The 12,621-nt window shown below is 71.0% G+C and carries 12 protein-coding genes; all 12 read left to right on the top strand.

Annotated elements, in window-relative coordinates; genetic code table 11:
- The coding region (locus PKA16_RS08715) for a flavodoxin-dependent (E)-4-hydroxy-3-methylbut-2-enyl-diphosphate synthase (protein ID WP_324402351.1) at positions 1-820 on the top strand (820 nt) is incomplete at its 5' end.
- Positions 821-895: 75 nt separating this feature from the next.
- Positions 896-2,203, top strand: coding sequence for a histidine--tRNA ligase (gene hisS / locus PKA16_RS08710; protein ID WP_324402350.1), 1,308 nt, complete (start codon positions 896-898; stop codon positions 2,201-2,203).
- A gap of 17 nt (positions 2,204-2,220) precedes the next feature.
- Positions 2,221-2,889: a tetratricopeptide repeat protein gene (locus PKA16_RS08705; protein ID WP_324402348.1), complete on the top strand. Its 669-nt coding sequence runs from the start codon at positions 2,221-2,223 to the stop codon at positions 2,887-2,889.
- Entirely contained in the window at positions 2,889-4,031 is a 1,143-nt protein-coding gene (gene bamB / locus PKA16_RS08700; protein WP_324402346.1) for an outer membrane protein assembly factor BamB, read from the top strand. Before PKA16_RS08705 ends, bamB begins: the two co-directional genes overlap by 1 nt.
- 139 nt (positions 4,032-4,170) lie before the next feature.
- The gene (gene der / locus PKA16_RS08695) at positions 4,171-5,514 is read left to right on the top strand and encodes a ribosome biogenesis GTPase Der (protein WP_324402344.1); all 1,344 of its coding nucleotides are present in this window, start codon (positions 4,171-4,173) and stop codon (positions 5,512-5,514) included.
- A 116-nt stretch (positions 5,515-5,630) separates the two neighbouring features.
- Complete coding sequence (hfq, locus tag PKA16_RS08690; RefSeq protein ID WP_324402342.1) at positions 5,631-5,903, top strand: RNA chaperone Hfq; 273 nt, start codon at positions 5,631-5,633, stop codon at positions 5,901-5,903.
- Between the two features lie 82 nt (positions 5,904-5,985).
- Positions 5,986-7,179, top strand: coding sequence for a GTPase HflX (hflX, locus tag PKA16_RS08685; protein WP_324402340.1), 1,194 nt, complete (start codon positions 5,986-5,988; stop codon positions 7,177-7,179).
- Complete coding sequence (hflK, locus tag PKA16_RS08680) at positions 7,176-8,540, top strand: FtsH protease activity modulator HflK (RefSeq protein ID WP_324402338.1); 1,365 nt, start codon at positions 7,176-7,178, stop codon at positions 8,538-8,540. Before hflX ends, hflK begins: the two co-directional genes overlap by 4 nt.
- Positions 8,541-8,557: 17 nt before the next feature.
- Positions 8,558-9,451, top strand: coding sequence for a protease modulator HflC (locus PKA16_RS08675; RefSeq protein WP_324402337.1), 894 nt, complete (start codon positions 8,558-8,560; stop codon positions 9,449-9,451).
- Positions 9,452-9,469: 18 nt separating this feature from the next.
- On the top strand, positions 9,470-9,658 hold the full coding sequence (locus PKA16_RS08670) for a DUF2065 family protein (protein WP_324402335.1): 189 nt from the start codon (positions 9,470-9,472) through the stop codon (positions 9,656-9,658).
- A 94-nt stretch (positions 9,659-9,752) separates the two neighbouring features.
- A complete protein-coding gene (locus PKA16_RS08665) occupies positions 9,753-10,913 on the top strand; it encodes an ATP phosphoribosyltransferase regulatory subunit (protein WP_324402333.1) in 1,161 nt (386 codons plus the stop codon).
- Between the two features lie 36 nt (positions 10,914-10,949).
- Positions 10,950-12,281 (top strand): adenylosuccinate synthase, encoded by a 1,332-nt coding sequence (locus PKA16_RS08660; protein ID WP_324402331.1) that lies wholly within the window; start codon positions 10,950-10,952, stop codon positions 12,279-12,281.
- Positions 12,282-12,621 lie beyond the last annotated feature (340 nt).

Below are 12,621 nucleotides of genomic sequence, written 5' to 3'. Positions count from 1 at the left end.
GGACAAGCCGGTGCGCATCGGCGTCAACTGGGGCAGCCTGGACCAGGACCTGCTGACCGGCCTGATGGACGAGAACGCCCTGCGGTCCGAGCCCTGGGACGCGCGCCAGGTGCTCTACGAGGCGCTGGTGCAGTCGGCCATCGGCTCGGCCGAGCAGGCCGTGCGCTGGGGCATGGATCCGGCGCAGGTGATCCTGTCGTGCAAGGTCAGCGGCGTGCAGGACCTGATCGCCGTCTATCGCGAGCTGGCCAGGCGCTGCGATCACCCCCTGCACCTGGGTCTGACCGAGGCCGGCATGAGCACCAAGGGCACGGTCGCCTCGGCCGCCGCGCTGGCCATCCTGCTGCAGGAGGGCATCGGCGACACCATCCGCGTCAGCCTCACGCCGCAACCGGGCGAGTCGCGCACCCAGGAAGTGCTGGTCGCCAGCGAGATCCTGCAGGCCCTCGGCCTGCGCATGTTCGCGCCCAGCGTCACCGCCTGTCCGGGCTGCGGGCGCACCACCAGCACGGTGTTCCAGGAGCTGGCCAAGCGCATCGACGACCACCTGCGCGCCCAGATGCCGGTCTGGCGCGTCAAGTACCCGGGCGTCGAGACCCTGCGCGTGGCCGTCATGGGCTGCATCGTCAACGGGCCGGGCGAGAGCAAGCACGCCGACATCGGCATCAGCCTGCCGGGCACCGGCGAGATGCCGGCCGCGCCGGTCTACATCGACGGCCAGAAGGCGGTGACGCTGCGCGGTGAGCACATTGCCGACGAGTTCCACGCCATCGTCGAGCGCTACATCGAGCGGCGCTTCGGCGGCGGGCCCGCCGATTGACCGGCCGCGCCATCCTTGGGCGCTGGCGCTTGCCGGGCAAGCGCGGGCGGCCATCCACAGCAGCTTAGCCAAGGCATGTCCAAATCCATCCGCATCACGGCCATCAAGGGCATGAACGACATCCTGCCGCCGCAGTCGGCGCGCTGGGAGTGGCTGGAGGCGGCGGTGCGCCGCGTCATGGCGCGCCACGCCTACCGCGACGTGCGCACGCCGGTGATGGAGCACACCCAGTTGTTCACGCGCGGCCTGGGCGAGGTCACCGACGTGGTCGAAAAGGAGATGTATTCCTTCGAGGACCGCGCCGACCAGCACGGCCACGCCGACCACCTGAGCCTGCGGCCCGAGAACACCGCCGGCGTGGTGCGTGCCGTGGTCGAGCACAACCTGCTCTACGACGGTGGCAAGCGGCTCTACTACATGGGCCCGATGTTCCGGCGCGAGCGCCCGCAACGTGGCCGCTATCGCCAGTTCCACCAGGTCGGTGCCGAGGCCCTGGGGTTTTCCGGGCCCGAGCTCGATGCCGAGATGATCCTGCTGGCGGTGCAGCTCTGGGCCGAGCTCGGGATCCGCCACTGGCGGCTGGAACTCAACTGCCTGGGCCAGCCCGACGAGCGGCGCGCGCACCGCGCCGCGCTGGTGGCCTATTTCGAGGCCCACCACGATCAGCTCGACGCCGACGCGCGCCGGCGGCTGCACAGCAACCCGCTGCGCATCCTGGACACCAAGAATCCGGCGATGCAGGCCCTGGTCGAAGGCGCGCCGCGCCTGCTGGACCACCTGGGCGAGGCATCGCGCCGCCACTTCGAGGCGGTACAGGCCATCCTCGGGGCCAGCGGCATCGCGTATTCGATCAACCCGCGCCTGGTGCGCGGCCTTGACTACTACAACCTGACGGTGTTCGAGTTCATCACCGACAGCCTCGGCGCGCAGGGCACGATCTGCGGCGGCGGGCGCTACGACTACCTGATCGAGCAGATCGGTGGCAAGGGCGCGCCCGCCGTGGGCTGGGCGATGGGCATCGAGCGCGTGCTGGAACTGCTGCAGGAGGAGGGCGTGGTCGTGCCCGAGCCGCTGCCCGACGCCTACGCCGTGATTCCCGACACCGCCGCGCTGCCGGTCGCGATGCGCTGCCTGCAGGCGCTGCGCGCGGCCGGCGTCGCCGTGCAGATGCACGCGGGTGGCGCGGACGGCATGGGCAGCATGAAGAGCCAGTTCAAGAAGGCCGACGCCAGCGGCGCGCGCCATGCCCTGGTCTTTGGCGCCGACGAGCTGGCGGCGGGCGAGGTGACGGTGAAGGCGCTGCGCGACGGCAGCGGCAGCCAGCAGCGCCGGCCACTCGCCACGCCCGAGGCCTGGGCCGCCAGCCTAAAATCCACCGCTTGATCCGGATCTGACATTTCATGGCGAAACACCTCGACCTCGAAGAGCAGGAACAGCTCGACGCCCTCAAGGCCTTCTGGGAGACCTGGGGCAATCTGATCACCTGGGTGCTGATCCTGGTGCTGGGTGCCTACGCCGCCTGGAACGGCTGGAATTACTGGCAGCGTCGCCAGGGCGCGCTGGCCTCGGCCCTGTACGGCGAGATCGAGCGCAGCGCCGAGGCCGGCGACGTGGCCCGGCTCGAGCGTGCGCTGGCCGACATGCGCGAGCGCTACGGCCGGACCACCTACGCCGGCTACGGCGCGCTGCTGGCGGCCAAGGTGCTGCATGACAAGGACAAGGAGGCCGAGGCCCAGGCGGCGCTGGCCTGGGTTGCCGAGCAGGGGCCGAACGACGGCATGCGCGCGATCGCGCGGCTGCGCCTGGCGGCGCTGCAGCTCGACGCCAAGACGCCGGACGCGGCGCTCAAGACCCTGTCGGCCAGCTTCCCGCCCGAGTTCGCGCCACTGGCGGCCGACCTGCGCGGCGACGTGCTGCTGCAGCAGGGCAAGCGCAGCGAGGCGGCGGCCGAGTTCGGCAAGGCCTACCAGGGCCTGGGCAGCGACCGCGCGGACTATCGGCGCCTGGTCGGCATCAAGCTCAATTCGCTGGGCGTCGATCCCGAGGCCCGCGCCGGGGTGGCCTCGTGATGCGGCGCCTGGCCCGATCCGGCGTGCGCGCGGCGCAGGCGCTGGCCCTGGCGCTGGGCGCCCTGGTGCTGGCGGGATGCGCCAGCGGCACGGCGCGGCCCAAGCCGGCCGAACTGCCGCCGAGCGTCGACCTGATCGGCGTGCGCCAGGTCTGGCAGCTCAGGGCGGCGCCCGTCGGCTTCCCGCTGCAGGTGCACGTGCAGGGCAGCCAGGTGCTGCTGGCCGGCGACGATGGCAGCCTCGTCACGCTCGATGCCGCGAGCGGCCGCGAACTCGGCCGAGCCAGCGTTGGCGCGCCGCTGTCGGCCGGCGTCGGCAACGACGGGCGCGTGAGCGCGGTCGTCACGCGCGCCAATGAGGTCGTGGCGCTGGAAGGCGGCCAGGTGCTGTGGCGCCGGCCACTGCCGACGCAGAGCTATACCGCGCCGCTGGTGGCGGGCGGGCGGGTGTTCGTGCTTGGCGCGGATCGTTCGCTGACGGCGCTGGACGGAGGCAGCGGCGCGCGGCTGTGGCACCTGGAGCGACCCGCCGAGCCGCTGGTGCTGCGCCAGGCCGGGGTCCTGCTGCCGGTCGGCAACACCCTGGTGGCGGGCCTGGCGGGACGCCTGGTGGGGATCGATCCGGACAACGGCAGCGTGCGCTGGGAAGCTCCGGTAGCGGCCGCGCGTGGCACCAACGACGTCGAACGCCTGGTCGACCTGGTGGGCGGCGCCTATCGCGCCGGCACCCTGGTTTGCGCGCGGGCCTTCCAGGCCGCGCTGGGCTGCGTGGAAACCCGGGACGGGCGGCTGCTCTGGACCCGGGCGGCCAATGGCGCCACCGGCATCGCCGGCGATGGCGAGCGCCTCTACGGAGCCGAGGCCGATGGCCAGGTTCTGGCCTGGCGCGCCGACACCGGCGATCGAGCCTGGAGTACCGAGCGCCTGCGCTGGCGCCAGCTCACGGGCCCGCTGGTGCTCGGCCGCTCGGTGGTCGTGGGCGACAGCACCGGGCTGGTGCACCTGCTCTCGCGCGCGGATGGCACTGCGCTCGGCCGCATGAGCACCGATGGCTCGGGCATTGCCGCCACGCCCGTGCAGGCGGGCAACACCCTGGTGGTGGTCACGCGCGCCGGCAACGTGTTCGGTTTCCGGCCGGAGTGATGGACTCCCCCCTGAGTCGCTGGGCGCCTCCCCCCCAGGGGGACGACGCCAGTAACCGGCACGGGTCCGGCCGCGGCGTGGGTGGGCGGGGCCTGCTCCGTCGCCACTGGCTGGGGTGCCGCGCGGGAGGGCTTGCCGCGTGAAGCCCGTGATCGCCCTGGTGGGGCGTCCCAACGTCGGCAAGTCAACGCTGTTCAACCGGCTGACGAAGAGCCGCGACGCCATCGTGGCTGACTTTGCCGGCCTTACGCGCGACCGCCACTACGGGCAGGGGCGGCTCGGTCGGCGTGACTACATCGTGATCGACACCGGCGGCTTCGAGCCCAGCGCCGACAGCGGCATCTACAAGGAAATGGCGCGCCAGACGCGCCAGGCCGTGGCCGAGGCGGACGTGGTGGTGTTCATCGTCGACGCCCGCGCCGGCCTGTCGGCACAGGACCACGACATCGCGGACTACCTGCGGCGCCTGGGCAAGCCCTGCCTGCTGGTGGCCAACAAGGCCGAGGGCATGAAGGACGGCACGCAGCTGGCCGAATTCTTCGAACTTGGCCTGGGCCCGGTGCTGCCGGTCTCGGCGGCCCATGGCCAGGGCGTGCAGCACATGCTGGAGCAGGCGCTGGAGACGCTCGCGCTGCCGGCCGCCGCCGAAGAGGATGCTGACGCGGACGACCAGGGCGTCATCCGCCTGGCCGTCGCCGGCCGTCCCAACGTCGGCAAGTCCACGCTGATCAACACCTGGCTGGGCGAGGAGCGCCTGGTGGCGTTCGACCAGCCGGGCACCACGCGCGACGCCATCACCGTGCCGTTCGAGCGCAACGGCCAGCGCTTTGCCCTGATCGACACCGCGGGCCTGCGCCGCAAGGGCAAGGTGTTCGAATCGGTCGAGAAATTTTCGGTGGTCAAGACGCTGCAGGCGATCGAGTCGGCGCACGTGGTGCTGCTGCTGATCGACGCCACCGAGGGCGTGACCGACCAGGACGCGCACATCGCCGGCTTCATCCTCGAGGCCGGCCGCGCCGTGGTGCTGGCCGTCAACAAGTGGGATGCGGTCGACGCCTACCAGCGCGAAGGGGTGCAGCGTTCGATCGAGACGCGCCTGGCCTTTCTCAAGTTCGCCGAACTGCACTTCATCTCGGCCGAGAAGCGCCAGGGCATCGCGCCGCTGTGGCGTTCGATCGTCCGCGCCCACCAGGCCGCCACGCGCAAGCTGCCGACGCCCCAGCTCACGCGCCTGCTGCATGAGGCGGTGCAGTTCCAGGCGCCCCGGCGCTCGGGCATGTATCGCCCCAAGCTGCGCTACGCGCACCAGGGCGGTATGAACCCGCCCGTGGTGGTGGTGCACGGCAGTGGGCTGGAGGGCGTGACCGCCGCCTACAAGCGTTACCTGGAGGGGCGCTTTCGCAAGGCCTTCGACCTCACCGGCACGCCCCTGCGCATCGAGCTCAGGAGCGCGCGCAACCCCTACGCCGACAAGGGAGCGTAGGCGCGCGCCGCCGTGGGTCCCCGCGTCGGCAGGAAAGCCGGGGGTGTCCCTTGTGATGGCTGGCCTCGCCCCCATGTGTTAAGTTCGCAAACCTTCCCCATCCTCAAAAACATCCATTGAACACGGAGAATATCGTGAGCAACAAAGGGCAACTCCTACAAGACCCGTTCCTGAACACCCTGCGCCGTGAGCACATCCCGGTGTCCATCTACCTGGTCAACGGCATCAAGCTCCAGGGCCAGATCGAATCCTTCGACCAGTACGTCGTGCTGCTGCGCAACACGGTGACGCAGATGGTCTACAAGCACGCGATTTCAACCATCGTGCCCGGGCGCCCGGTGAATTTCACGGCCGCAGGCAGCGACAGCGCCGACGCGCCGGCCAAGTGAGCCACATCCGTTTGCCGCTCGCCTCCCTCATCAGCCCCCTGCGGGGGGCTGCGCTCCCCCTCAAAGCCCCCTGACGCCGACTTTGCCCACCCCTGTCGCTTCGCCGAGTGCCGCCGCCGTGCTGGTCGGAGTCGATCTGGGCGTGCCCCATTTCGATGCCGAGCTCAGCGAGCTCGGTCTGCTCGCCGAGACCGCCGGCCTGCGGCCGGTGGCTCGCCTGACGTGCCGGCGGCCGGCCCCCGACGCGGCCTTGTTCGTCGGCCGCGGCAAGGCGGACGAGATCCGCCTGCTGGCCCAGGCCGAGGGTGCCGAGGAGGTGCTGTTCGACCAGGCGCTATCGCCCGTGCAGCAACGCAACCTGGAGCGCGCCATCGGCCTGCCGGTGAACGACCGCACCCTGGTGATCCTGGAAATCTTCGCCCAGCGCGCGCGCAGTCACGAGGGCAAGCTGCAGGTGGAGCTGGCTCGCCTGCAGTACCTCAGCACGCGCCTGGTGCGTCGCTGGTCGCACCTGGAGCGCCAGCAGGGCGGCATCGGCACGCGCGGCGGGCCGGGCGAGACCCAGATCGAGCTCGACCGGCGCATGATCGGCGAAGCCATCAAGCGCACCCGCGAGCGCCTGGCGCGGGTCAAGCGCCAACGCCAGACGCAGCGGCGCCAGCGCGAGCGGCGCGGCACCTTCAACATCTCGCTGGTCGGCTACACCAACGCCGGCAAGTCGAGCCTGTTCAACGCCCTGGTGAAGGCGCGTGCCTATGCCGCCGACCAGCTGTTCGCCACACTGGACACGACGACGCGCCAGCTCTGGCTGGCCGAGGCGGGGTGCGCGGTGTCGCTGTCCGACACCGTGGGCTTCATCCGCGACCTGCCGCATGGCCTGGTCGAGGCCTTCCAGGCGACGTTGCAGGAAGCGGCCGACGCCGACTTGCTGCTGCACGTGGTGGACGCCGCCAACCCCGGCTTCATCGAGCAGATGGAGGAGGTGCAGCGCGTGCTCCAGGAGATCGGTGCCGCCGAGGTGCCGCAGCTGCTGGTGTTCAACAAGCTCGACGCCATGCCCGCGTCCCGGCGCCCGCAGGCGCTGGTCGACACGACGGCGATCGGCGGACGCACGTTCGATCGCGTGTTCGTGAGCGCGCGCACCGGCGAAGGCCTGGCGGCGCTGCGCGCCGAACTGGCGCGCCAGGTGCGCCAGGCGCCGGCACCGCAGGCGCCCGAGAGCCCCGCAGGGTTTGGGCACAATCAAGGGTTGCACGGAGAACCCCTCGACGCATGAAACCTCGTTCCAGCACTCCCCGCCCGGCCGGCTGGCCGGCGCGCCTGCGGGGCATGTTCAACCTGAACGACCCCCAGTGGGGTCGTGGCGAGGAGGGTGGCGACGGCCAGCCGCCGCGTCCCGACGACCGGCCTGCCGGGGAGCCCGAACGGCCCCGTCCCCCGGTGCCGCTGCGACCGCGCGGCACCAACCAGGGGCCGCCCGACCTGGACGAGCTGTGGCGCGATTTCAACCGGCGCCTGGGCGGCCTGCTGGGCGGCCGCGGTGGCGGGGGTGGCCGCGGCGGCGGGGGTGGCGGCAACTTCCAGCCCGACATGAAGAGCGCCGGCCTGGGCGTGGGCGTGATCGCCGCGATCGCCGTGCTGATCTGGCTGGGCTCGGGCTTCTTCATCGTGCAGGAAGGCCAGCAGGCCGTGATCACGCAGTTCGGCAAGTACCACGCGACGGTGGGTGCCGGTTTCAACTGGCGCCTGCCGTACCCGATCCAGCGTGACGAGATCGTGCGCTTCTCGCAGATCCGTTCGGTCGACGTCGGCAGCGACAGCGTCATCAAGTCCACCGGCCTGCGCGACTCGGGCATGCTGACGCGCGACGAGAACATCGTCGAGGTCAAGTTTGCCGTGCAGTACCGGCTGAACAACTCGCGCGACTACCTGTTCAACAGCAAGAACCCCGACGACGCGGTGGTGCAGGTGGCCGAGAGCGCGGTGCGCGAGGTGGTCGGCAAGATGACGATGGACTCGGCGCTGGCCGAGGAGCGCGACCAGATCTCGCCGCGCGTGCGCGCATTGATGCAGAAGATGCTCGACCAGTACCAGGTCGGCGTCGAGATCGTGGCGGTCAACATGCAGCAGGGCGGCTCGCGCCCACCCGAGCAGGTCAAGGCCGCGTTCGACGACGTCATCAAGGCCGGCCAGGAGCGCGAGCGTGCCAAGAACGAGGCCGAGGCCTATGCCAACGACGTGGTGCCGCGCGCGGTCGGTACCGCCACGCGCCTGAAGCAGGAGGCCGAAGGCTACAAGGCGCGCGTGATCGCCCAGGCCGAGGGTGACGTGCAGCGCTTCAACTCGGTGCTGGCGGCCTACCAGAAGGCGCCGCGCGTGACGCGCGACCGCATGTACCTGGACACGCTGCGCGAGATCTACGGCGGCATCAACAAGATCCTGGTCGACACCCGCGCCGGCGGCAACCTGTTGTTCCTGCCGCTGGACAAGATCATGCAGGCCGCGGGCGCGCCCGCCAAGGCCGGCGCGACGCAGGCGCCGACTTCCTCCGGCAGTGCGTCGACGTCCACCCCGTCGTCGGCTTCGGATGCCCGCACGCGCGATGCGGCGCGCAGCCGCGAGCGTGAGTCGCGCTGACCTTCACGGGCCACACCATGAACAGAATCGGATTCATCGGCACTTCCATCCTGATCCTGCTGGCGCTGGTCAGCTCGGCGTTGTTCGTCGTCGACCAGCGGCAATTCGGCGTGGTCTACCAGCTCGGCGAGATCACCAAGGTGATCACCGAGCCCGGCCTCAACTGGAAGCTGCCGCCGCCGTTCCAGAACGTGCGCTACGTCGACAAGCGGCTGCTGACCCTCAACAGCATGGACACCGAGCCCCTGCTGACGGCCGAGAAGCAGCGCATGGTGATCGACTGGTACGTGCGCTGGCGCGTCACCGACCCCAAGGTCTACATCCAGAACGTGAGCGCCGACGGCAGCGAGATGAGCGGCGCGCAGCAGCTCAACCGCGTGGTGCGCGACGCCTTCCAGCAGGAGGTCAACCGGCGCACCGTTTCCGAGCTGATCTCGACCCGGCGCGAGACCCTGATGGAGGACGTGCAGCGCCAGGTGACCGAGACCGTCAAGCGCGGCAAGCCCTGGGGCATCGACATCATCGACGTGCGCATCACGCGCGCCGACTACGTCGAGGACATCACGGAATCGGTCTACAGTCGCATGCAGGCCGAGCGCCGGCGCGTCGCCAACGAGCTGCGCTCCACCGGCGCCGCCGAGGCCGAGGGCATCCGTGCCGCGGCGGATCGCCAGCGCGAAGTGACGGTGGCCGAAGCCTATCGCGACGCCGAAACGGTGCGCGGCCAGGGCGACGGCGAGGCCAACCGGATCTACGGCGAGGCCTTCGACAAGGACCCGCAGTTTGCCGAGTTCTATCGCAGCCTGGATGCCTACAAGACCAGTGTCGGGCAGCCGGGCGACGTGCTCGTGATCGACCCGGCCGAGTCGGACTTCTTCAAGGCCCTGCGCCGCGGAATGGAGCGGCGCTGAGCGCCCGGAGGCCGGTGCGTGACTGCGGACACGGTGCTGCTCGCGCTGGGCCTGGTGTTCGTGCTGGAGGGCCTGTTGCCCCTGCTGGCGCCCGATGCCTGGCGGCGCGCCTTCACCCAGATGCTGCAACTGCGCGACGGGCAGTTGCGCTTCTTTGGCCTGGTGGCCGTCGCGGCCGGGCTGGCGCTCCTGTGGCTGGTGCCCTGACGCGCTGATGCCGGCGCCGGTCGCGCGCGCCGGTGCCACCCCTGCCGCTCGGTAGAATCAGCGGTTTCGTCCTCTTCTTCTGCGCGCTCCCCACATGTCCGCCTGGCTGCTGCCGGATCACATCGCCGACGTCCTGCCGTCCGAAGCCCGACACATCGAGGAGCTGCGCCGCCTGCTGCTCGACACCGCGCGGGGCTACGGCTACGAACTGGTCATCCCGCCGCTGGTCGAGCACCTGGAGTCGCTGCTCACCGGCACCGGGGAGGCGCTCGGCCTGCAGACCTTCAAGCTGGTCGACCAGCTCTCGGGTCGCAGCCTCGGCGTGCGCGCCGACACCACGCCCCAGGTCGCGCGCATTGATGCCCACCTGCTCGGGCGCGGCGCCGTCACGCGCCTGTGCTATTGCGGGCCGGTGCTGCACACCCGCCCGGAGCGCCCGCACGCGACGCGCGAGCCGCTGCAACTGGGCGCCGAGATCTATGGCTATGCCGGGCGCGAGGCCGACCTGGAGATCCTGGCCCTGGCGCTCGACTGCCTGCGCGCGGCGCCGGTGGCAGACCCGCGCGTCGATCTGGCCGATGCGCGCATCGTGCGCGCGCTGCTCGCCGAGGTGCCGGTCGACAACGGCGCGCTGGCCGACATCCACCAGGCGCTGGCGGCCAAGGACGCCAGCGGCCTGGCCGAGGCCAGCGCCCATCTGCCGGCGCTGGTGCGCGAGCGCCTGCAGGCCCTGGTCGATCTCTACGGCGGTCCCGAGGTGCTGCAGCAGGCCGAACGCCGGCTCGGGTCGCTGCCGGAAGTGGCGGCGGCGCTGGCCGACCTGAAGTGGCTGATCCATCATCTCGAGGGCGTGCGCATCGGCTTCGACCTGGCCGACGCGCGGGGCTGGGGCTACTACAGCGGCACGCGCTTTGCCATTTACGCCGACGGCGCCGGCGACGCCCTGCTGCGCGGCGGCCGCTATGACGGCGTGGGCGCGGTGTTCGGTCACAAGCGCGACCGCAGGCGCCCGGCCGTCGGCTTCAGCCTGGACCTCAAGCAGCTCGTGCACGTGGCCGCGCCGCGGCCGCTGCGCGCCGCCGTGCGTGCGCCCTGGGGCGATGCGCCCGGGTTGGCGGCGGCGGTGGCGGCGCTGCGCCGCCAGGGCGAGACCGTGGTGCGCGTGCTGCCCGGCCAGGAGGCCGAACTCGATGAATTCGACTGCGACCGCGAGCTGGTCCCGCATGGCGAACGCTGGGCGGTGGTGGCGCTCTGAAGCGCCCCGCTTCCCGTCTGAGCAACGATTGGAGCAATGAGCGTGACAACCGGACGCAACGTGGTCGTGGTCGGGACCCAGTGGGGCGACGAGGGCAAGGGCAAGCTGGTCGACTGGCTGACCGAGAGCGCGCAGGGCGTGGTGCGCTTCCAGGGCGGTCACAATGCCGGCCACACGCTGGTGATCGGCGGCGTCAAGACGGCGCTGCACCTGATCCCCAGCGGCATCATGCGGCCCGGCGTGACCTGCTACATCGGCAACGGCGTGGTGCTCTCGGTGGCCAAGCTGATCGAGGAAATCGAGGGGCTGGAGCAGGCCGGCGTCGAGGTGCGCTCGCGCCTGCGCATCAGCGAGGCCTGCCCGCTGATCCTGCCGGTGCATGCGGCGCTCGACGTGGCGCGCGAGGCCTACCGCGCCCGCAGCGGCATCGAGAAGATCGGTACCACCGGTCGCGGCATCGGGCCGGCCTATGAGGACAAGGTGGCGCGGCGCGCGCTGCGCGTGCAGGACCTGCGCCATCCCGAGCGCTTCGCCGAGAAGCTGCGGGTGCTGCTGCTGCTGCACAACCACGTGCTGACCGAGCTGCTGGGCGCGCCGGCGCTGGATTTCCAGGCGATCTACGACGAGGCGATGCGCCAGGCCGAGGTCATCCGGCCCATGATCGCCGACGTCTCGCGCGAGCTCAACGAGGCGCACCGCAACGGCGCCAACCTGCTGTTCGAGGGCGCGCAGGGCACGCTGCTCGATGTCGACCACGGCACCTATCCCTACGTCACCTCGAGCAACTGCGTGGCCGGCAACGCTGCCGCCGGCGCCGGCGTCGGCCCGGGCCTGCTGCACTACGTGCTGGGCATCACCAAGGCCTATTGCACGCGCGTGGGCGGCGGGCCGTTCCCGACCGAGCTCGACTGGCAGACCCCGGGCACCGTCGGCCACCACCTGGCCACCGTGGGCGCCGAGATGGGCGTGACCACGGGCCGGCCGCGCCGCTGCGGCTGGTTCGACGCCGCGCTGCTCAAGCGCAGCGCGCAGGTGAACGGCCTGTCCGGCCTGTGCATCACCAAACTCGACGTGCTCGACGGCCTGAAGGAGCTCAAGCTGTGCACCGGCTACGAGCTGGACGGCCGCCAGGTCGACATCCTGCCGCTGGGCGCCGACGAGATCGAGCGCTGTGTGCCGATCTACGAGACCATGGAGGGCTGGAGCCAGAGCACGGTGGGCGTGACCGACTACGACCGCCTGCCGGTGCAGGCGCGCCTGTACCTGCAGCGCATCGAGCACGTCACAGGCGTGCCAATCGACCTCATTTCCACCAGTCCGGACCGCGACCACACGATCCTGATGCGCCATCCGTTCCTCGAGGACTGATGGCTGTCGGTGCCGCGTTTCGGCTCGGCGCGAGTGGCCGGGCGATTCGGGAATAATGGCGCCCGGTGGCCGGTTGCGGCGGCAGGTTCAGGCGACGCCGAACCCGTCCTCGTGGTGCGGCGCGCCCGGCAAGGGCAAGGCGCCGCAATGGCCGCGGCCATTGCGGGCATTTGCAACGCCGCAGACCCCCAGGCAGGCATGCGCAGCGCGGGGGGGGGGGGGGGGGGGGGGGGCGGCGGGGAAGACACCGGCGCCGGCGGCCGGGGATGGTAAAAAAAGCGAATTTAAAACAAATGGGTAAAGGGGGTCGGCTCCTTTATAGCCCCGCCCGAGGGTAGTT

Origin of the sequence: Ottowia sp. (assembly GCF_035325765.1) — a bacterium.
Lineage (GTDB): Bacteria > Pseudomonadota > Gammaproteobacteria > Burkholderiales > Burkholderiaceae_C > Ottowia.
This window is presented reverse-complemented; position numbering and strand designations above follow the sequence as displayed.

Bases quoted from the DNA above. Each gene is read 5' to 3' on its own strand.
- PKA16_RS08660 (WP_324402331.1), top strand. From the start codon at position 10,950: ATGAGCGTGACAACCGGACGCAACGTGGTCGTGGTCGGGACCCAGTGG.
- bamB (WP_324402346.1), top strand. From the start codon at position 2,889: ATGCGGCGCCTGGCCCGATCCGGCGTGCGCGCGGCGCAGGCGCTGGCC.
- PKA16_RS08705 (WP_324402348.1), top strand. From the start codon at position 2,221: ATGGCGAAACACCTCGACCTCGAAGAGCAGGAACAGCTCGACGCCCTC.
- hisS (WP_324402350.1), top strand. From the start codon at position 896: ATGTCCAAATCCATCCGCATCACGGCCATCAAGGGCATGAACGACATC.
- PKA16_RS08675 (WP_324402337.1), top strand. From the start codon at position 8,558: ATGAACAGAATCGGATTCATCGGCACTTCCATCCTGATCCTGCTGGCG.
- hflK (WP_324402338.1), top strand. From the start codon at position 7,176: ATGAAACCTCGTTCCAGCACTCCCCGCCCGGCCGGCTGGCCGGCGCGC.
- PKA16_RS08665 (WP_324402333.1), top strand. From the start codon at position 9,753: ATGTCCGCCTGGCTGCTGCCGGATCACATCGCCGACGTCCTGCCGTCC.